The sequence below is a fragment of the Paenibacillus sacheonensis genome, assembly GCF_009909195.1.
GTDB classification, from domain to species: Bacteria; Bacillota; Bacilli; order Paenibacillales; family Paenibacillaceae; genus Paenibacillus_Z; species Paenibacillus_Z sacheonensis.
Genome location: NZ_JAAAMU010000012.1, coordinates 1 through 20,247 on the forward strand (window position 1 = coordinate 1; position 20,247 = coordinate 20,247).

Sequence of the window (20,247 nt, forward strand, 5' to 3'; positions counted from 1 at the left end):
GGCGAGGCCGCCGATGCCGGCGCGCGCATCGGTGCCGCGGCTGCCGAGCGCCGAGGCGGCGGCGATTCCGCCGCCGACCGCGAGGTACGCGCGGCAGCCCCCGAGCGCGGCGCCGAACGAGAGGACCGAGCCGGCGCGCGCCCAGAACGGCCGCCACAGCGGGAGTTCCTCGCCGTCGACGGACGGCGGCATAGCCGCGCCGCAGACTGCGAGCAGCAGATCCTGCTCCAGAAGCAGCTCCGGACCCGCCAGCGTCAGTTCCAGACCGGCTTCGCCTTCGGCGTTGCCGACAAGCAGGTTCGCCGTGCGCAGCGCATAACGGTCCATCGCGCCGCCTTCCGCGACGCCGTCCTTCCGCCAGCCCGGCCTTCCCAAGTCCTGCACCGTCGTATAGAAGCCCGGCTTCAATACCTGCATACTCATCTATCCTTCTCCTCGCAGCTGCTGCAGCATGTCCTTCGCCGTGATGGGAAGGAATCGGAGCGTATCGCCAGCCCGCAGCAGGAACGGTTCCGCCCGATCGGGATCGAAGAGCCGAATCGGCGTCCGACCGATCAATTGCCAGCCGCCCGGCGACGCCAACGGATAGATGCCCGTCCCGCCGCCAGCGATACCGACGGAGCCCGCGGGCACGCGGCTGCGCGGCGAAGGCCGGCGCGGCTGGGCAAGGTCCTCCGGAAGCCCCGTCAAATAAGGAAAGCCCGGCATAAAGCCGATCATCGCGACCTCGTATTTCCCTCCGGCATGCAGCGCGACGAATGCCTCTTCCAATATATCGGATCGCATGGCGCACTCCGCCAGATCTGGTCCGTATTCTCCGCCGTAGCAGACCGGAATATCAACCGTGCGGGCACCTGTCCCGTCAGCCGCGGCCGGAAGCCGAAGCAGCGGCTCGATGAAGGCAGCGGCCGCCTCGTAAGGCGGCGCCGCCTCTCCCCTATGGCCGAAACCGAGCAGCACGGGGTCATACACGACCGTAACCGTGTCGTACGCCGGTACGACGTCCATGATCCACTGCGCACCTTGACTGCGAATAAGCAGCGACAGTCCCGCCGCGCGCTTCCATAATGGAACGCCGTCCTCTTGCTTCAGCCCGATCACGATTGCACGGTCCCCGAGCGGCCGGATCTCGTAGGACGAGGTAGGATCCGATTGTATTTTATTCTCCATGTTTCACCATTATTCGACAAATCGATTTTAATGCAAACACCAGTTTGATCCAGTGCTAATCACTTCTAGTTTGTACCATTCCGTTCTTCTTGTCCAGCTACTTTTCCATGCTTTACCAGATCTTTTTTTCGACAAAATGGTCCGTATTACGAAGCATATCGATTAATGACTTCCACCAGCAAATCGTTCAATGCTTTAACTTCGTATTCCCCGACCTCGGGCTTCAAATGATCGTTCCCGATGCCGCTGTGATCCGTCAGGAACAAATACGTGCCTCCCGTAGCCGACGCCAAGAAGCGCATGATATATTCCGTATGCTCGTCGACGCCGCTGGATGCAACCGGAATAATCCGAATGCCTTCCGCCGCGGCCGTCTCCGTCAATTCCCGCAGCCGCTTCGTCACCTTGCGTTCGTGATGCGGCGGCGCGTCCATAACCAGAAACAGCAGCCTTGCCCGCGCATCGCCGCTCCATTCATGCTTGTCGATCGCGCTCGCCAGCGCCTCGTCTACGGCCTCCGGAAAATCGCCGCCTCCGGCCGCCTTCTGTTCGGAGAGCTGGGAGACCACCTTATCGATATCATCCGTGAACGGGAAAGCCTTCACGACATAATCGTCCGCGTGGTCGCGGTAAAAGTTCGCGCTGACCCGAATCCCGAGCCGCTGCCCGTTGTCCCGGTCGACCCGCTTCACGACGTCCTTCAGCTCCGTCTTCAAATAGTTCAGCTCATCCTGCATCGATCCTGTTGTGTCGACTAGCAGCATCAGATCGAGGGCGTCCGGCCCTTTGACCTCGTTCTCCAATTCGACCTTCAGCGCTTTCGCGCGCGGGACCGGGACGTTCTCATACTGCTTCTTCTGATTGCCGGACGTGACCAGCACCCCGTATTCCTCCTGCGTGCCCTGCTCATCGAACAGCCCGGCATACACATAGGCGACACCTTCATTGTTCGTGCGGGCCTCCCACGCGGTCTCCCCGTCGCTGCCGATTAATTCCACGGTTGCATCCATTATAGGCTCTCCGCCTGCGCTGACGTCGACCTCGAGCCGATGCTGCGGATAGATCGACCAATACGACTCGTTCTCCCGTCCCTCCTGGCTGGACAGAAGCTGCTGCCAATCCTGCCAGGCGGCCATGTCGTCCCATTCGCCGGCCGTCAATTGACCGGGTCTGGAATCGTCGTATTGCGACGACTCGCCCTTCGCCGGCGGCGACGTCGAAGCGCCGTCGTCGTCGACCGCAGGCTCATCCGCTTTGTCTGAGGTGCCCGAACCGTCGTCCGCGGCGGCGGCGTTATTGGTCGAACTGCTGGTCCCCTCGTCACCCGTTGCGTTGGCGGAGGAATCGGACGAGCCGGAATCTTTCGCGGCATTGCCGGAGTTCGCGGCATCGTTGTTGCCATCGCTCGAACTGCACCCGCCCAGCGCCGTCGTCAGCGCGAGCACGGCGGCCAGCAGCAGCCCCGCGGCGGTTCTCTTCCTGATCTTCCATGCCTGCATAGTCCAGACCTGCAGCCCTATTAGCTTCTCTCTCTCTCTCTTAAGGTTCTTCACTTTACCTGTCGTTTCATTTACGGTTTCATTTACGGTTTCATTCGCATTTTCTTCTACTCTGCCGTCTACGCTCTCCGTTTCTTGCTTCATGCGCGGATTCCGTTCCATACCCATTTCTTAGTCCCCCTTTATATTGTTTGGACAGTAAAAAAATGTAAACGGCCATTCTCTCTCCTGACGCAGCGCGAAACCGTATTGTTGCAAACCCGGCATGTCCGCATTACAATGGGGGAATATGTTTTTCCCGGATATGAAAACGTGCGCCGTCCGATTAAGGGCCGCCGTCTTCCCGGATGGAAAGGAGGCGGAATCCGCCTTGGAAACCTATCAATTGACCGAGCTGTCCATCACGTACGGCGGCGCGGCGACAAGGCTGTCTTTCTCGTCGGCCCGGCTCGTCATCGTCTCGGACGCCGGCTACAAGCTTTGGTACGTCGAGGTCGACGGCATGACGCAGCATGACTTGCTCCGCCGGTTCAACGAAACCGATCAGCTCGGCGTCGCCTTGAACGGCATTACGGCGGGAGGGCGGCCATTCGCGGGCAGCGGCTACTTCCACCCCAACGAGCAGCACCATGCGGCCGCCATCCGCGGCGACGGCGAGCTCCCCGGCTTCTAAGCCGCGCAAAGCCTGCATCGCGCTGAATCGCGCAGCATTACACTTAAATTGAACTATGCAGTCCAAAAAAGCAGCTCCGGCAACCCTCGAGAGGGTCGAACCGAAGCTGCTTTTTTGCGCGGCCTTATCGCCGGGGAAATCCGGCGGCGGACGGCATTTCTATTCAGCGCCTCGCTGGGCCTCACTGGGGCGCAATGCCTTTAAAGAATAATTCGAAGCTCATCGTCATGCGCGTATCGAGCGGCTCGTCGCCTTCCTCCATCGCCCATATGATAAGCGTGCCGAAATACGATTGGAACGCCTGCTGCGCCAGCATCTCCGCGGGCATGTCCTTGCGGATCTCTCCGTTCTCCTGCGCCTGCAGGATGAGCGGAAGCAGCGCTTCCGACAGCGCGTTCAACAGTTTGTTATGGGTATTGAGCGCGCTGTCTCTGCTCAGCATCGCTTGGAACAAGGCGCGCGTCAAAGGCTTGTTCATCTCGAACCGCTTCACCAGCTCGAATACCAACAGCTGCAGCCGCGGCACGAGCGGCCCCGGCGTATCCTTCAGCTTCCCCGCCTCGCTGATGGCGAATATTCCCTGCAGATCGCATAGGAGATCGTCTTTGGAAGAAAAATAGTTGAAAAAGGTGCCTTTGGCAACGCCGGCCAGCTTGGCGATCGCTTCGACCGTCGTCGGCTCGTACCCTTGTTCGGAAAATAAGGACATCGCCGCCTCTTTGATTCGCGTCCGCGTCTGTTCTTTCTTAAGCTCTCTCTGCATGCCTGAGTTCCTCCGTCATTCAGCCGTTCGGTTACGCCCATTGTAGCATAGCCCCGGAGTCCCGTAAACATAGATGACCGACGGTCATTTATTTGCTTATTACCGTTAAACTTAGCATTGAAGCGAAGAGTATCAAGAGCATATAACCCTTATTGGACGAGGGTTTCATGAATGTGAAATAATTATGACCAAGAGTTCAATATATTGATTTCTTCGATTTCATGCGCTATAACTAAACGTAGAGAATACCCATGCAAGAGGAGGACGGAAAGATGACAGAACGGTTCATCCGCGGTCTCGCCCGCGCAAAATGGTTGATTCTGCTGGGATGGCTGGCGATCGCCGCCATCTCCATGCTGGCGCTGCCCGACCTGGGGAGCATCGTCCGCCAGACGGAGCAAAAATTCATTCCGACCGATTCCGAGTCCGTCGTGGCCAAGAGCATGCTCGATCGGATCAATCCCGAGTCGACGACCAAGTCGAGCGCGATCCTGGTCTACTCGCGGGATGGCGGCTTGACGGACGAAGACAGGACCTGGCTGAAAGCCAAAGCCGCCGAACTCGCCGGCCTTAGCGGCAAGGACGGCTTCAAATCCGTTCAGTCAGCTTACGGGACGCCCGAGCTTGCTTCCAAGTTCCGCAGCCAGGACGGTACGACCGAGATGATTCTCGTCGGCTTCTCCGGCACGGACAACGACGCGTTGACTCAGGACGCGGTCGATTCGCTGAATGAGCGAATCCAAGGATCGCCGGCAGGCAGCAAGGTGGAACTGACGGGCAGCGCGCCGATCGGCAAGGACTTCCAGCAAAGCTCCTCGGACGGCTTGAAGAAGACCGAGCTGCTCACCGTGGGACTCGTCCTCGTCATTCTGCTTATCGTCTTCCGTTCCCCCGTCGCGCCATTCATCCCGCTTATCACGATCGGCATCTCGCTCGTCATCACGAGAGGTCTCGTCGCCGCGGCGACCTATTGGGGCATGCCGGTGTCCTCGTTCACCGAATCGTTTCTGATCGCCGTCATGTTCGGGGCGGGGACGGACTACTGCATCCTGCTTATTCAGCGTTTCCGCGAGGAGCTGAGCCGCGACGGGGATAAGGTCGAGGCGCTCGTGCGCACGGTGCGCACCGTCGGCAAGACGGTCGCCTTCTCGGCCAGCACCGTGTTCGTCGCGTTCTTCCTCATCGGCTTCGCGCAGTTCGGTCTGTACCAGTCCGCCGCCGGCGTCTCCATCGGCGTAGCCGTTACGCTTATCGCGGGACTGACGCTGACGCCGGCGCTGCTCATGGCTTTCGGCCAAGCGACGTTCTGGCCGTCCAAGATCGCAAGCGGCCAAGGACACGGCGATTCCAAGCTGTGGGGATCGATGGCCGCGCTAGCCGCGCGCAGACCTGTCGCGATCCTGCTTGTAACGGTCATCCTGCTGGCGCCGCTCACGCTGCTCTATCACAATAAACGTTCCTTCGACGATTTGGCCGAAATCAGCCCTAAGCTCGGATCCGTTCAGGGCTTCCGGCAGGTTGAACGTTCCTTCGGGTCCGGGGAGGTGTTCCCGCTCTCCGTCGCGATCACTTCGGACGCTTCCATGCGCACGCCGGAGGCGCTCGCCGCCATGGAAACGGCCAGCGCCAGCTTAGCTTCGCTGAGCGGCGTCAAGGAAGTTCGCAGCGCGGTTCGGCCGCTCGGCGCTCAACTGGCCGACCTGACGGTATCCGGCCAATTGACCCAAACCTCGCAGGCCTTGCAGCAGCTCAAGGACGGCGTCGATAAGGTCGCCGGCGGCCTGCGCGATGCCGAAGCCTCCGTCGCCGGCGGACAGGGCGACGTCGACAAGCTCGCGAGCGGGCTCCGCACGATGGCTTCCAAGACGAAAGAAGCGCAGACCGGCTTGAATCAAATCCACGGCGGACTGCAGCAGGCGTCCAAAGGCGCCGGCCAGCTGGCCGGCGGACTCTCGCAGAGCGCCGCCGTATCGTCTTCCTTGCGCACCGATTTGGATGCGCTGCTGAAGAGCCATCCGGAGCTGAAGGATGAAGCGGCCATGAAGCAGCTGCTCGGCAAGCTGCAGGCCCTCGAACGCAGCTTGAAGCAGCTCGAAGGCGGCGCCGATCGATTGTCGGCCAGCTTCTCGCAGCTGAACCCCGGCGTCTCGAAGGCCGCCGGCGGCCTTGGGCAGCTGGCGGCAGGCCAAACCGACGCAGCGGAGGGAGCCGCAAAGCTTGGCGGCGGCCTGAAGGAGCTGACGAGCGGCCTGAGCGCAGGGGCCGGCGGGCTCGGCGATGTCTCGAAAGGCCTGACGCAGGTGAAGGAAGCGACGGCTTCCATCGGAGACAGCCAGATCCCCGGCTGGAATTTGCCGCAGTCCGCGCTGGATAGTCCCGAGCTGCAGCAGGCGCTGGACTATTATATTTCCGCGGACGGCAAGACCGCGAAGCTCGATGTCGTGCTCGCCGTCAATCCGTACTCGCCCGAAGCGCAGGATACCGTCGGCCGAATCCGGGATGCGCTGCGCGCCAGCTTGAGCGGAAGCTCCCTGGCAAACGCGAAAGTCTACCTCTCCGGAACCTCCGCGCAGATCACGGAGCTGAAGGCGATCTCGAAGAGCGACTTCGTACGGACGGGCGCGTTCGTGCTGATCGGTATTTTCATCGTCCTGCTGATCATGCTCCGCTCCATTCTGGCGCCGCTTTACCTGCTGCTCTCGCTCGGCTTCAATTTCCTCGTGACGATGGGCATCGTGGAATTCATATTCGTGAAGCTGCTGGGCAAGGAAGGCTTGTCCTGGAGCGCATCGTTCTTTATCTTCCTCATCATCGTCGCGCTCGGCGTCGACTACAGCATCTTCCTGATGGCGCGCTTCAAGGAAGAATACCGCCCTGGCGGCATTACGCATGCGATGACGAAGGCGATGTCCACGACCGGAGGCGTCATCGTATCGGCGGCGATCATCATGGGCGGCACGTTCGCCGCGCTCATGATGTCCGGCGTGAATACGCTGCTGCAGATCGGTGCCGGCATCGTGATCGGACTCATCCTGTACGCGTTCGTCTTCATGGGACTCGTCGTTCCGGCGCTCGCCAATCTATTTGGCGAAGCTAACTGGTGGCCGTTCAGACGTGTGCAGAAGGAAGCGACCGGCCGCGCCGCGAACCGCGATCGTTCGTTGCAGCCAGCCGACGGCACGGAATAATCGGCCCTAACGAAATAGGAGCTGCCCTAAGCCGAATCGCTTAGGGCAGCTCCTATTTGCTATGCCTGCAAGTCTATTGCTCCATTGCTGTTATTCCATCCAATCGCGGGCCGCATGCCGGGTGTGCGAGAACAGCTCCGTCAGCTCCAGATGCTGCACGTATTCGAGCGCGCTTCTCGTCTCCTCCGAAATCTTGCCGCTCTCTTGAAGCGATACCAGGGAGGTGAAGGCACTGGGGTTCCAGCGGGTTTGACGCGCGATCGCAGCCAAGCCGTCGCGAACGGCGCCGTCCGGCACATCGTTCAGGATGGTGCTGTTGCGCACCCAGTCCGCCGCCCTGTCCTGCAGCTTCTGCATCGCCGGATGGGATCCTGCTATGTGGAACCAGTAGTTCGCATTGGAGAAGTCGCCTTCCATCCGGTGCATGATGCCATGCCAATAACAGCCCGTCGGATCGTCCTCGATTTCCTGCGAATAGGAATGCGAGGCGGCGAGGCTTTCATTGAGCAGATGCAGTCCAGCCTTCAGTGCGATATGCGCTGGCCGCGCGCTGGGCGGAAGCTTGGCAATACGGCCGTCCAGGTCCGCGTCCCACGCTTTCTTCGGCATAAGCGCCTGCAGCGTCTGCCGGGATTCCAATCGTTCCGCGATTTGCTCCAAATCATTGTTCATGCTGCAACCGCTCCTTCCGGCGTCGTAACGCCAGCTGTTAGTAAGTAGGCAAATCGTTAAGCATGCAGGAAGCCAATACAGAAAATCCCCGCCGTTATGAGTACGGAGGCCAGCAATCGGCGCGCCCCCTGCCGCTCTCGAAGCACCGCGACGGCCAAGACGGTGCCGAACACCGTTCCGATCTCCCGCATCGGCGCAAGCACCGCGAGCGGCGCGCCGCTCTGGGCGTACAGAAACAGGATGTAGCCGCTTGGCGCGAGCACGGAGGCGGCGACAATCCAGCGCTTGTTCATCCGCCATTCCGCCCGCAGCGCCGCGGGGCGATAGGCCACGAACGAAAGCGCGATGAAATTGCCGATATTCGTCATCTCGTTGAGAAGCGGCGGCTCGACATAGGCCAGCGCCTGTCTGTCCACGAGCGTGTACGCCGCGATGCAGAGCCCGACGGCCAATGCATAGCCGGTAACCGCTGGGCTGGCCGACAAGCGCAGCCCGTTGATCGTCGCGATCCCTGCCAGGATGAGCAGAAGTCCGACCCATCCGAAGAACGACAGCGATTCATGAAACCAGGCAACGCTGAGCAGCGGGACGAGCAGCGGACTCGTTCCCCGCATGATGGGATACGCCTGCGAGAGATCTCCGACGGTGTACGACTTGGCGAGCAGCAGGCAGTAGCAGCCGTGGATGACGGCCGATGCGCATAGGAGAAGAGAGGATTCTATTGTAAAGGATGCGTCCTGCCAATTCAATATCGCCCACGGCATGAATCCGACGAGGGGGATAAGCTGACAGTACCACAGAAAGGCATTTTTGTCCGCGCTCGATTTCGTCATCAGGTTCCAGGAAGCATGGAAGAAGCCCGACAGCAGCACGAGCGCGATCGATGAAGCGGCAATGCTCATCGTTATCGTCCTCCTCCGCATGCGAACGCGGTAATTCGAACCGCTTATGTGATTAATATCACAACCATATTTTGGATTGTACGTTCTCGCCTGTACCCTGTCAACGATTACGTTCTCCGTGTCCGGAGAACGACAAAGCCGCGCAGAGAGCGAATCTGCACGGCTTGCTTGTCTTTCCGTATGTTATCCGTATGGACCGCGCGGGTGAAAGCCCAGCAGCCGGGTCAGCCGCGGATTATCCTTCGCCCCGTCGATGGTCGACTGCGGCATGACATAGTTGACGAACGGGTAGAACCGCTGCGATACCCAGCGCCGGCCATACGTAACCTGCTGGACCATGCGTACCCGGTCGCTCTCGTTCTTGGCGCCCCGATGCCAGGTTTGGCCGTTGAACAGCAGCATGTCGCCTTTCTTCGCGAGAATGGAGACCGGTCCTTGACCGTTGTAGTACGGCGTTTCCTTCGGCGATGCCGGTTCCCTGCCGCTCCTGTGGCTGCCCGGCACCAGCTGGGTAGGGCCCATATCCTCGGTCACGTCCTGCAAATAATACATGGCGCTGAACATAAAGCACGGCATCTGAATGCGCGGATCCAGCAGGGCGCCCTCCGGAATCTCGAAAAACAAATCCTCGTCGACATGCCAGAAATCGATGCCCGTGCCGGGCTTCGTGTACAAGCCGTTGTTCGAAAACATATGGCAGTTCTTCCCCAGCACCGCTTCGGCGAACGCCACGGCCTCCGGCCGGTCGATCATTCGCAGGAAGCTGTCGCCGCGCTCGAACATTTTGGTTCTCAGCGTGTCGCCGTAGCCGTCATGCGGCTTCTCCGTGAACTCCCGCTCGAATTCGATGCGATAGGCATCCACGAATTCCTCGCTCAGCACGTTCCTGACGAGCGTAAAGCCGTTGCGGAAAAATTCTTCCTTATGAAATTCCAAATCGAATGCGCTTGGATTGGCCGTTGCCTTCTGTTCCGTGCTCATGCGCTTTCCCATCTCCCCGTAGCTATTATTCGCGTTCAGTCCCGCCGGCTGCTCATTCCAGGCGCGCGGCAGATCTGATATAGTTAGCTTAACGCATACGAGACCTCGCAGAATTGGACGATTTGACGAAAGACTGGGACTTTTTGACGGATTGGAGGCTGCCGCGTGGACCACTATGTGAACGAGCAGTTCATGGATAACCCCGCTTTTCCGTTTCGGGCCTTTCGGGCGCCGGTCGGTCAGGATTACGATCTTCATATCCATGACTTCGTCGAGATTATCTATGTCACGGAAGGCCATGGCATCCATCTCTTCCAAGACCGCGAGCTGCCGATCCGGGAAGGGGATATCTTCATCATCCACCGCCATGTTCCGCACGGCTACCGGCGGCTGCCGGATACGCCCTTGACGGTCAATAACGTCATCTTCGATCCGTATTATTTCGAGCAGGAGCTCTCGCATATGGCGGGCGTCAACGGCTTCATCGATTTCTACTACCTGGAACCGTTCCTTCAAGGGCAGGCGCGCGTCGGCACCTTCATGAACCTCAGCAAGCTGGAGCGCAGCCAAGCCATCGCCATCCTGGACAGCCTCGTCCGCGAGGATACGGACCGCGAATCCAATTACGAGCTGATGGTGCGCACGCATCTGCTGCAGCTGTTCATCTATCTCAGCCGCTGCTATGAACGTTCCGCGCAGAAGCCGATGGCCCGCATGGATAACGAAGCCGCTTTGTTCCGAACCGTATGCGCTTTCACGAAGCAGCATTACGCCCAGCCGCTGAGCCTGCAGCAGATCAGCGAGTTCTGCAACCTCAGCCAAACGACGTTCACGACCAAATTCAAGCAGCAGATCGGCATGACGTTCATCGAATTCCGCAATCGGATCCGACTGCTGGAGGCGAAGAAGCTTCTCGAGACGTCCCCTGCCAAAATCACCGCCATCTCGCTGGAGGTCGGCTTCGAGGATCTCAGCTTCTTCAATCGGATGTTCAAGCGGGAATTCGGATTGACGCCGAGCGCATACCGGTCGCACTTCCGACGGCGGCTGCCGCATTCGGGCGAACTGCCGGTACCGGATCACCCGCCCGAGACAGCCAGCCGATAAGGATTCGGAGGAAATGGCACAGACGCTGACGCACGCGCTGCGTCTTGGGACGGCGCCTCATGCGCAAACGAAAGAAGCTCCCGGGCCGCGATGGCTCGGGAGCTTTCATATAGGTAGGCCGCTAAGCCTGTCGCATGCGGCAAGGCTTATTTGCTGTGCAGCACTTCGGGCGTCGTCAGCTTGTCGTAGAAATCGACCGCTTTGTCCCTGTCGTCGGATTCGCGCAGCGCCATCGCGGAACGAGGGTGCTCATCCAGCATGCCCGTAATCATGTACGGGATGATGTAGCCCCATTCTTCTTTCTCGCGAAGCGGAATCATGTATTTCTCGATCATGTCCAGCACCGGACGTACGTTGTATCTGGTGTTCTTGAGATGCGCGACGAGCAGCTCGGTCGGGCAGTTGCCTGCCGCGCGGCCCATGCCGTATACGGAAGCGTCCAGGAATTCAACGCCTTTGTCGACCGAAATCAGCGTGTTGGCGAATGCCAGCTGCATGTTGTTATGCGTATGCACGCCAAGGCGTTTGCTAGGCAGATGCTTCTGGAATTTGCTGACGAGGTAGTCGAAATCCTTCGGATCCAGGCTGCCGTAGGAGTCCACGACGTAAACGACGTCGACGACGCTCGCTTCGATCAGCTCGAACGCTTCCAGCAATTGATTCTCCATGACGTTGGAGAGCGCCATGATGTTAAGCGTCGTCTCGTAGCCGCGGGAATGGAACACGTTCACGAGCTCGAGCGCCTTCTCGACGTCCTGGATGTAGCAGGCAACGCGGATCAGGTCAAGCAAGCTCTCCTCGCGCGGCAGGATGTCGTTCTCGTCCACGCGGCCGATGTCCACAAGCGCCGAGAGCTTCGTGTTCAGCTTATGCGGAATGACCTTGCGCAGGAAGTCGTCGTCCAGAAAACGCCATGGTCCCGCGGATTCGGCGCCTTTAAGCAGCTTCGGCGAGTTTTTGTATCCGACTTCCATATATTCGACGCCGGCTTCATTCAACGTATGGTACAGATGCTGAACGAATTCGACACTGAAATCCCAGTTATTGACGAGGCCCCCGTCGCGGATCGTGCAGTCGACGATTTTGCAATTGCTGTTGTTTTTTGCGTTCATGTGCGTGTACTCCTTTGGCCCATACTTTTCTTTTCATCATACTTGAAATCTGCCATGAACGCAAAAAAAATTTTGTCGCTTTAAAGCGTATCAGTGCCCGGCATCAGCGCCGCAATCGACTTCATGACCTATCATGCAACCCGTTTATCCATTATACGCAGATGGCCGTGCTGGAATCGGTTCGTCATGCACGATCTGTCTAAGCTTGTCGGAAAACCGCCTATGCGATGGTCCGCAAACATGGATTCCCGTCTTGAATTCGACAAAATCGCCATGATGAATTCAGTCATAATTGACTAATCCTCACTGTTCGGGCCAGTCTTATGCCCTACACCGACCTCGCGATGCCTGTGAAGTCCTAGTTCAAAAATGGCGCTTATCGCATGGTTGACCCTAATGTCTTATAACGATATATTACGAATATTACAATTTTAATCCTCCTAATTGTTTACAAATGCATGCTTTCTCCCACATTCTTCGGCTTCCGTAAACGCTATTGAATCCTTCATGTCCACTGATAATGTAAGCGCATACTTATGGCGATCCAATTGATTTCATTCGCCCGTCCTTTCGATTGGTGAAGCATCCCCTTGGGGATTTTTCATAGCAGTTACCACTTCAAAAAATAAGGGGGCTTATCATCGCTGCATCAGACGCTTGACGCTTGACGGCAGGCGGCATCACAAATCAAGAGGAGGATGAACATGTATCAGATGCGTCATCGGAAAACGTGGAAGCTGGGAAGGCTGTCTGTCCTATTACTTATGATCGTAAGCTTGATTGCGGGATGCTCCTCCAATTCATCCAACGGAAATACCGGCAATACCGGAAATAACGGGAATAACGGGAACAAAGGGAATACGGCCGACAATGACGGCGGCAATGCAGGCAGCAGCAGCGGTAAAAAGCTGAGCTTCAGCTACCTCCGGCCGACCTGGGGTCCCGCGACATACACGAAGAACGGCGCTTACGAGAAAGAATTGTTCAAACAGGCCAACGTCGACATCGACGTCCGGATCATCCCCGTCGTCGATTACGATTCCACGATCAAGACGACTGCCGCTTCCGGCGACATGCCCGACGCCGTTTGGGCCACGGGTCCGGTCGATCCGTTCTGGAAGGATCTGCAGGACCAGGATGCCTTCACGAAGCTCAACGACCTGCTCGACAAATACCCTGCCGTCAAGGCCGCGGTTCCGGACGGCATCTGGGACAAGATGAAGGACGACAAGGGCGACATCTACTTCATTCCGAACCTGATTTACCCGGTCGTGCCGTTCTTCATCAACTACCGGGCCGATATTTTCGAGAAGCTCGGCATCGCCGAACCGACGTCCATCGCCGAGCTCGAGGCCGCGCTGCAGAAGATCAAGGAAAGCGAACCCGGCATCGTGCCGATGACGCACGGCAATACCATTCCTTTCTGGGCCGGCAAGGACGTGGCGACCTCCTTCGGGGACGCTTACGGCTGGGCGCCGTCGAAGGACGATCCCAACAAGCTGCTGCCGCCCGAAATGCAGGATGAACACTTGAACTACATGTTCTGGCTGCAGGATCTGAAGAAAAAAGGCCTGTTCGACGAAGAAGCCGGCGTCAACCCGGACGCCTCGTTCGGCGAGACCAAGTTCAAGGCCGGCAAGGCAGCCGTTATCCTCGGCGGCAACCTGCAATCGCTGCTCCCCGAGCTGCGGAAGGCGGACCCGAAAGCCACGATCAAGACGATGTCCCCGCTTGCGGGTCCGGACGGGCAGAAGGGCGGCACGCGCGTTGTATTCCCGCAGGACCGCGGCTTCTACATCAACAAGAAGGCGGAGGGCAAGGCCGACCAAATCTTCCAATTCCTGAACTGGTCGCTAACCGACGGCTCCGATTTCCGCAGATACGGCATCGAGGGCAAGACGTATACGGTGGACGATCAAGGCCGGAAGGTGCCGATTCCCGACGACGAGCGCGAAAGCGACTACAAGTCGTCCCAAATCGAACCGCTCCGCTTCCTCGACCCGATGAGCGAGAAGCTGGACTGGCAGGCGATCGAGCTGCAGTTCGCCGGCGGCGGGATGCAGGATCAATTCGCCTACTACAAGAGCATGTTCGAGAAATACGCCGCGACCCCGTACAACGACTACAAAGATCCGACCGTCTCGTCCCCGACCAACGCGAAGATCGGGGCGCAGATCTACGAGGATTACATGGCCAAGGTCAGCGGAAGCATCCTGACGGACATGAAGCTGACCAAGGACGACTACATCAAGGCCCGCCAAAAGTGGCTGGATGCCGGCGAGCAAAAAATCATCGACGAAGTGAACGAGCTTCAAAAGGATAAATCCGAGCCGAATTACGTCGACTGATCCAGTCGATCGGACGGGCAGGGCGGCCGGTACAGGGCGGCCTTGTCCCGTTTTTTTGCAGCGAGAGCCAGAAAGGAATGAAGCGATGTGAGTAAACGGATATGGCAGTCGCGTTACATCTACCTGCTGATCTTGCCGACGATCGTGTATTTCGCTATCTTCACGTATACGCCGTTCTACGGCATCACGATCGCGTTCAAGGATTTCAAGATCATGTCTGGCATCATGCACAGCCCATGGGTCGGCTTCGAGCATTTCCGGTCGATGTTCGACTCGGAGAAATTCCCGGAGCTGTTGAAGAATACGATCATCATCAGCTTGTACCGGCTCGTCTTCGGCTTCCCGGTTCCGATCCTGTTCGCTCTGCTGCTGAACGAAGTGAGGCATCTGTGGTTCAAGCGGATCGTGCAGACGGTCACGTACTTCCCGCACTTCCTCTCCTGGGTCGTATTCGGCGGCATCATTTACAATTTCATCGGGCCGAGCGGCATCATTAACCTGCTGCTGGTGAACGCCGGTCTTGATAAGTTCAACTTCACGACCAACGCGGACGTGTTCCGTACGGTCATCGTCATCACGGCGATCATGAAGGAGTTCGGCTGGGGCGCCATTATCTATTTGGCTGCTCTCTCCGGCATCGACGCCCAGCTCTACGAAGCGGCCAAGATCGACGGCGCGGGCAAGATGCGGCAGATCTGGCATGTCACCCTGCCGGGCATCCGGCCCATCATCGCACTCCTCTTCTGCTTGCAGCTGGCGGGCATATTGGATGCGGGCTTCGATCAAATCTTCATCTTCCTCAACCCGGCCGTCTATGACGTCGGCGATATCATCGACACCTACGTCTACCGGCTTGGCCTCCTGCAGTCGCAGTTCGAGCTCGCTACGGCCGTCGGCTTGTTCAAGGGCATTATCGGGGTCATCCTGATCGTCAGCGCGAATAACGTCATACGCCGGATGGGGGAGAAATCGCTATGGTAGAAGCAGAACAAACCCCCGGCTTGGAACGCGTGGCCGAGAAAGAGAAGGATCTCGCGGCCATCAGCAGCAAGCTGGACGCCAATCCCGTTTGGGCGCAGACGGTCATCTATGTCATCCTCGTCGCCGCGGGGCTCGTAACGCTGGTGCCGATCGTCAATGTCTGGGCGGTCTCGCTCAGCGAAGCGCATGCCGTGTACAGCGATCCGATGATGCTCTGGCCGAAGTCGTTCACGCTGGAGGCGTACAAATATATTTTCCATACGAGCGTGCTGATGAAGTCGTTCGGCATTACCGTGTTCGTCGCCGTCGTGGGGACGTTCCTGAATCTCGTGTTCACGGCAACGGGCGCATACGGCTTGTCCAAGACGCATATACCGGGACATCGTTTCCTGCTGTGGCTGGTCATCATTCCCATGCTCTTCGGCGCGGGACTCATCCCGATGTATATCCTGCTGAAGAATCTGGGCTTGATGAACAGCGTCTGGGTACTGATCCTGCCGCAGCTGGTGGCGCCGTTCAATCTCATCTTGATGCGGAATTTCTTCTGGAGCATTCCGGAAAGCCTGGAGGAATCCGCTCGAATCGACGGGGCTTCCGAGATGCGCGTCCTGTGGAGCCTGATTCTGCCCCTGTCCAAGCCCGTCATCGCCACGGTCGGCCTGTTCTACGCGGTCGGCCACTGGAACGACTTCTTCAACGCCTTGTTCTTCATTACCGACAACAGCAAATGGCCGCTCCAAATGGTGCTGCGCTCCATTGTCATCGACTTCAACATGCTGAATATGGGCAGCCAGAACACCAGCACGCTGAACGACAGCAGCCGCATGGTCGTGCAGCCCGAGAACATCAAGGCGGCGACGATCATTTTCGCCATCGTGCCGATTCTGATCGTGTACCCGTTTCTGCAGAAGTATTTCGTCAAGGGCATCATGCTCGGATCCGTCAAAGGTTAACGCTTGCAGAGTCTACGACTGGAGGGAACGAACAATGAAGATAACCGAGGTACAGACAACGACCGAGGAGATTTTGGCGCACTATCAGGCATTCGGCTATGCGGTCATTCCGGACGCCCTGTCGGCGGAGGAGCTGGATTACTTGAACCGGCTTGTCGAGAGCGACATGGCATCGCATCCGGACGGCTGGCATAAGCCGATCGAAGGGGCCGTCGGCAACGGCAGCCTGCTCATGAAATACCCGCGCGAGATGGACGCGTTCATCCGGCATCGCACGCTGTTCCCTCTCATTCAAGAGGTGCTGCTCGGCGAAGCCAGGTATGCCCAGTTCGATTTTCGGGATATCTCGATGGAACGGGCAAGCAGCAGCCAGATGGGCTTTCATCGCGACATCAGCTGGTACGGCTCGACGGTCGGCGGGAAGATCTGGGATCCGGAGAACCCCTACAAGAGCACGTACACCTGCGTCATCTATTATTTGAAGGACGTGCACGAATGCTGTCCCGCATTCTGCATCGTGCCCTGCAGCCACGAATACGGTTCGCTGGCGGAGGCCAAGGCGGGCTTGGGGGATCAATACCGGGAAGTGCCGATTCGGGGAAAAGCGGGGACGGCGATTCTGTACAATATTACGACTTATCATACGCGCAACGGCGGCAAGCCGGAGTGCACGCACGGCAGGCGGACGATGCACAATTACCACTCCCGGACGACGAGCGCGCCGCTCACCAACTGGGCGACCGTGCCGGAGGAATTGGCGCTGAGCGACGATCGGGACACGCGGCTGTTCTACTCGCAATGGACGCCGAACCAGATCAAGCACGCGCGGGACCATTACGCGAAGCCGGTGCCGTCGTATTATCCGGTTAATGCGATCAAGTAGGAGCAGCGGCAAATCAAACAAGTACATTTGAATTATCATGATCCTATTGGCACGCTGCAAAAGCATGCATAGCCCAAAACAAAGCGGGGCGGATCGGACGTTGGCAGGGCAGCTGCCCTTAACGTCCTGATCCGCCCCGCTTCGCTTTTCTATGCTCCCGCTCTACACCATCGCGTCCGCGCGCACGACCTCATCGAACTTCTCGGCGGTAATCAGGCCGCTCCGAATGGCGGCTTCGCGCAGCGTCAGCCCTTCCTTGTGGGCCGTCTTCGCGATCGTCGCGGCATTCTCGTAGCCGATATGCGGATTCAGCGCCGTCACGAGCATGAGCGATTCATTGAGCAGCCGCGCGATCGCCTCGCGATTCGGCTCGATGCCCACGGCGCAATGCTCGTCGAAGGAGCGCATGGCATCGCCCAGCAGCCGCGCGGACTGCAGGAAATTGTGGATGATGACCGGCTTGAACACGTTCAGCTCGAAATTGCCCTGGCTCGCGGCGAAGCCGATCGACGCGTCGTTGCCCATGACCTGGCAGACGACCATCGTCATCGCCTCGCACTGGGTCGGATTCACCTTGCCGGGCATGATGGAGCTGCCCGGTTCGTTCTCGGGAATCCGCAGCTCGCCGATGCCGCAGCGCGGGCCGCTCGCCAGCCAGCGAACGTCGTTGGCGATCTTCATGAGATCCGCGGCCAGCGCTTTGAAAGCGCCGTGCACGAAGACGATCTCGTCATGGCTCGTCAGGGCATGGAATTTATTCGGCGCGCTGACGAACCGCTTGCCCGTCATGCCGCCGATCGCTTCGGCGACCTTCTCGCCGAAGCCCTGAGGCGCGTTCAGCCCCGTGCCGACGGCCGTGCCTCCGATGGCCAGCTCGCGGAGTTCTTCGCGGGCGATGCCGATGTTCCGCTCGGCCTTCTCCAGCATGCGGACCCAGCCGCTGATCTCTTGGCCGAGCGTGAGCGGCGTCGCATCCTGCAGATGCGTGCGGCCGATTTTGATTATGTCGGCGAAGGCTCTGCTCTTCTCCGCCAGCGTTGCCTTCAGCTGAGCGATCGCAGGCAGCACCGTATCCTCGACGGCGATCAGCGCTGCCACGTGCATGGCGGTCGGGAAAGTGTCGTTGGAGCTTTGGGAACGGTTAACGTCATCGTTGGGGTGCACCTTGGCGCCTGCATCCTCCGTGTCGCCGCCCGCCAGCAGCTGGCCTGCCCGGCGCGCAATGACTTCGTTGACGTTCATGTTCGACTGCGTGCCGCTGCCGGTCTGCCAGACGGCGAGCGGGAATTCTCCATCCCATCGGCCTGCGATGATTTCGTCCGCCGCGGCCGTTATCGCCCCCGCCTTGGCTTCGTCCAGCTTGCCGAGCCCGCCGTTGACGGACGCCGCCGCCTTCTTCAAATAAGCGAACGCCTGAATGAGCTCGCGCGGCATTTTCTCCGTGCCGATCTTGAAGTTATGGAGACTGCGTTCGGTCTGCGCCCCCCACAGCCGGTTCGCGTCGACCTTGATTTCGCCCATGGAGTCTTTTTCGATTCGGTAATCCGCCATTATGCCTTGCCCCTTCCTCTGGTTCAAGTGATACGCTGCGCGCTTCTTATGTCCCTAACGCAATCTATGTCTATTATTCAAGTAAAGAGGCGATGCATGAATCACCATGCGCCGCCTCTCGTTATGATTTCCTATTTATGGTCATGCGATACGGCCGAGTTCAGCCCGATTCAGGACTGTTCCGGAAAATGCCGCCGCAGCTCCTCCGGGAGCGGCCGGCTCGTTCTTGCCTGCGCATCCATCGCGACGCAAGTGACGAGCGCATCCCCGCATCGTTCCCCCGCCTGATTCACGATGACCTGCTTCAGGACGTAGCTCGTGCTCCCCGCCCGCTCCGCCTCGGTCGTGATGAGGAGCCTGTCGCCCTGCCTGCATTCCTTACGATAATTGATGTTGATGTTCACCGTCACCGTCTGGATGCCCATCGCAAGAAACGTCTCGTACGCGAGTCCCGACCGTTCATACCATTCCTCGCGGCCCCATTCCAAATACTCCAGGTACTTGGCATTGTTCACGTGTCCGTTGACATCGATCTCCGTCGAACGGACGACGATTTCTAGATTAACGCTGCCGCTGCCGATGCCATTCACTCTCCTTCGCGGGGATGCGGCCCTGCTTGCAGCCGTCTTGTTATCGAACTGCTCCTATGGTAGCGCTCCGTGCGGGCGAAGTCAAAACGCCCGATTCGGATATGCTGCGCGCCATGCACCTTCCAGCAAGCAAACAAGCCTTATGAACGCAAAAAGTTGCACGAAATGCAACATTGTAGAGCCAAAACGAGGTTTCACCTGGTTTTAGAGCTGAAATGTTGTCCTTCATGCAACGATGTGGAATTTACGCCTCATCCAAGCGGCAACTATGAATGAAGACTTATTGATCGGCGTCCATCCGCATCGCTTGCCTGCCTAACGGAAGCGAAGACGTATCCGTCCTGCTCAACAGGCGCTCCACGGCATATACCAAGCCCAGTACGGCCACCAGACCCGCCAGCGAAGCGGCGACGGAAACCGGAGTAACCCATAGAACGGCGGGATGCGTCAAGAAGGGAATCAGGGCCACGGCAATGATCGGCGGCGCGTTCAGCTTCATCGTCCGGACGAGCCAGATCGTCAATAGCGTGCAAATAAACAACGATACCGTGCCGCTGTCAACGGCGTACGCCATCGATCCGACGATCGAGGACAGCACCGCGCCGCAGGCGATGCCCGCCAGCTCCTTCATGCTCGGCGAACGGGTGATGAAGAGGAAGCCAAAGGCCCCAAGCGTCGGAAAAAACATCATATGCATGCCGGAGGAATGCGTGGACAGCCAATAGATGAACATGATATATAAGCCCAAGCCAACGGATCTGATAAACATGAAGTCCTACCTTTCTCCCACTGGAATAGCAGCGTACAAACCTTACATGCGATAGCAGCTTTCAAGAGTTTAGATCAGTTCGGCGCCTGCGTCAATACCAAATTC

18 protein-coding genes are annotated in these 20,247 nt (G+C 58.5%); 7 read left to right on the top strand and 11 right to left on the bottom strand.

From position 1 onward, the window contains the following. The 3 genes from GT003_RS20745 to GT003_RS20755 all read right to left on the bottom strand — a co-directional run. Positions 1–423: 5-oxoprolinase subunit C family protein (locus GT003_RS20745; RefSeq protein WP_487247393.1), on the bottom strand; the 423-nt coding region annotated here is incomplete at its 3' end. After that, the gene (gene pxpB / locus GT003_RS20750) at positions 424–1,170 is read right to left on the bottom strand and encodes a 5-oxoprolinase subunit PxpB (protein ID WP_161701411.1); all 747 of its coding nucleotides are present in this window, start codon (positions 1,168–1,170) and stop codon (positions 424–426) included. Between the two features lie 146 nt (positions 1,171–1,316). After that, on the bottom strand, positions 1,317–2,837 hold the full coding sequence (locus GT003_RS20755; RefSeq protein WP_161701413.1) for a vWA domain-containing protein: 1,521 nt from the start codon (positions 2,835–2,837) through the stop codon (positions 1,317–1,319). 202 nt (positions 2,838–3,039) lie between these two features. Between GT003_RS20755 and GT003_RS20760 the strand changes: the two genes are divergently transcribed. Next, positions 3,040–3,342 carry a hypothetical protein gene (locus tag GT003_RS20760; RefSeq protein WP_161701415.1) on the top strand — a complete coding sequence of 101 codons (303 nt, stop codon included), beginning with the start codon at positions 3,040–3,042 and terminating at the stop codon, positions 3,340–3,342. Between the two features lie 181 nt (positions 3,343–3,523). Here GT003_RS20760 and GT003_RS20765 read toward each other — a convergent pair whose 3' ends face one another. Next, positions 3,524–4,105 carry a TetR/AcrR family transcriptional regulator gene (locus GT003_RS20765; RefSeq protein ID WP_161701417.1) on the bottom strand — a complete coding sequence of 194 codons (582 nt, stop codon included), beginning with the start codon at positions 4,103–4,105 and terminating at the stop codon, positions 3,524–3,526. 272 nt (positions 4,106–4,377) lie between these two features. On the opposite strand from GT003_RS20765, the gene GT003_RS20770 reads away from it, so the two are divergent. Continuing rightward, a complete protein-coding gene (locus GT003_RS20770) occupies positions 4,378–7,293 on the top strand; it encodes an MMPL family transporter (protein ID WP_161701419.1) in 2,916 nt (971 codons plus the stop codon). Positions 7,294–7,383: 90 nt separating this feature from the next. Here the strand turns inward: GT003_RS20770 and GT003_RS20775 are convergent, their stop codons facing one another. The 3 genes from GT003_RS20775 to GT003_RS20785 form a co-directional block, all read right to left on the bottom strand. Beyond that, the gene (locus GT003_RS20775; RefSeq protein ID WP_161701421.1) at positions 7,384–7,965 is read right to left on the bottom strand and encodes a hypothetical protein; all 582 of its coding nucleotides are present in this window, start codon (positions 7,963–7,965) and stop codon (positions 7,384–7,386) included. Positions 7,966–8,021: 56 nt separating this feature from the next. Then, positions 8,022–8,867: a DMT family transporter gene (locus tag GT003_RS20780; protein WP_161701423.1), complete on the bottom strand. Its 846-nt coding sequence runs from the start codon at positions 8,865–8,867 to the stop codon at positions 8,022–8,024. 183 nt (positions 8,868–9,050) lie between these two features. Then, positions 9,051–9,848: a phytanoyl-CoA dioxygenase family protein gene (locus GT003_RS20785; protein ID WP_161701425.1), complete on the bottom strand. Its 798-nt coding sequence runs from the start codon at positions 9,846–9,848 to the stop codon at positions 9,051–9,053. A gap of 165 nt (positions 9,849–10,013) precedes the next feature. On the opposite strand from GT003_RS20785, the gene GT003_RS20790 reads away from it, so the two are divergent. Next, positions 10,014–10,955, top strand: a complete 942-nt coding sequence (locus tag GT003_RS20790) for a helix-turn-helix domain-containing protein (protein WP_161701427.1) — start codon at positions 10,014–10,016, stop codon at positions 10,953–10,955. Between the two features lie 146 nt (positions 10,956–11,101). Here GT003_RS20790 and GT003_RS20795 read toward each other — a convergent pair whose 3' ends face one another. Then, positions 11,102–12,067, bottom strand: coding sequence for an aldolase catalytic domain-containing protein (locus tag GT003_RS20795; RefSeq protein WP_161701429.1), 966 nt, complete (start codon positions 12,065–12,067; stop codon positions 11,102–11,104). Positions 12,068–12,771: 704 nt separating this feature from the next. On the opposite strand from GT003_RS20795, the gene GT003_RS20800 reads away from it, so the two are divergent. The 4 genes from GT003_RS20800 to GT003_RS20815 all read left to right on the top strand — a co-directional run bounded on the left by GT003_RS20800 (position 12,772) and on the right by GT003_RS20815 (position 17,232). Continuing rightward, positions 12,772–14,415 carry a type 2 periplasmic-binding domain-containing protein gene (locus tag GT003_RS20800; protein ID WP_161701431.1) on the top strand — a complete coding sequence of 548 codons (1,644 nt, stop codon included), beginning with the start codon at positions 12,772–12,774 and terminating at the stop codon, positions 14,413–14,415. Positions 14,416–14,502: 87 nt separating this feature from the next. Next, entirely contained in the window at positions 14,503–15,396 is an 894-nt protein-coding gene (locus tag GT003_RS20805; RefSeq protein ID WP_338045963.1) for an ABC transporter permease, read from the top strand. After that, the gene (locus GT003_RS20810; RefSeq protein WP_161701433.1) at positions 15,390–16,349 is read left to right on the top strand and encodes a carbohydrate ABC transporter permease; all 960 of its coding nucleotides are present in this window, start codon (positions 15,390–15,392) and stop codon (positions 16,347–16,349) included. Before GT003_RS20805 ends, GT003_RS20810 begins: the two co-directional genes overlap by 7 nt. A gap of 34 nt (positions 16,350–16,383) precedes the next feature. Continuing rightward, positions 16,384–17,232 carry a phytanoyl-CoA dioxygenase family protein gene (locus tag GT003_RS20815; RefSeq protein ID WP_161701435.1) on the top strand — a complete coding sequence of 283 codons (849 nt, stop codon included), beginning with the start codon at positions 16,384–16,386 and terminating at the stop codon, positions 17,230–17,232. 162 nt (positions 17,233–17,394) lie between these two features. Here GT003_RS20815 and fumC read toward each other — a convergent pair whose 3' ends face one another. From fumC to GT003_RS20830, 3 genes are all read right to left on the bottom strand, one after another. Continuing rightward, positions 17,395–18,783 (bottom strand): class II fumarate hydratase, encoded by a 1,389-nt coding sequence (gene fumC, locus GT003_RS20820; protein ID WP_161701436.1) that lies wholly within the window; start codon positions 18,781–18,783, stop codon positions 17,395–17,397. 170 nt (positions 18,784–18,953) lie between these two features. Next, positions 18,954–19,373 (bottom strand): acyl-CoA thioesterase, encoded by a 420-nt coding sequence (locus tag GT003_RS20825; protein WP_338045964.1) that lies wholly within the window; start codon positions 19,371–19,373, stop codon positions 18,954–18,956. 280 nt (positions 19,374–19,653) lie between these two features. Continuing rightward, a complete protein-coding gene (locus GT003_RS20830) occupies positions 19,654–20,142 on the bottom strand; it encodes a hypothetical protein (RefSeq protein WP_161701437.1) in 489 nt (162 codons plus the stop codon). Positions 20,143–20,247 lie beyond the last annotated feature (105 nt).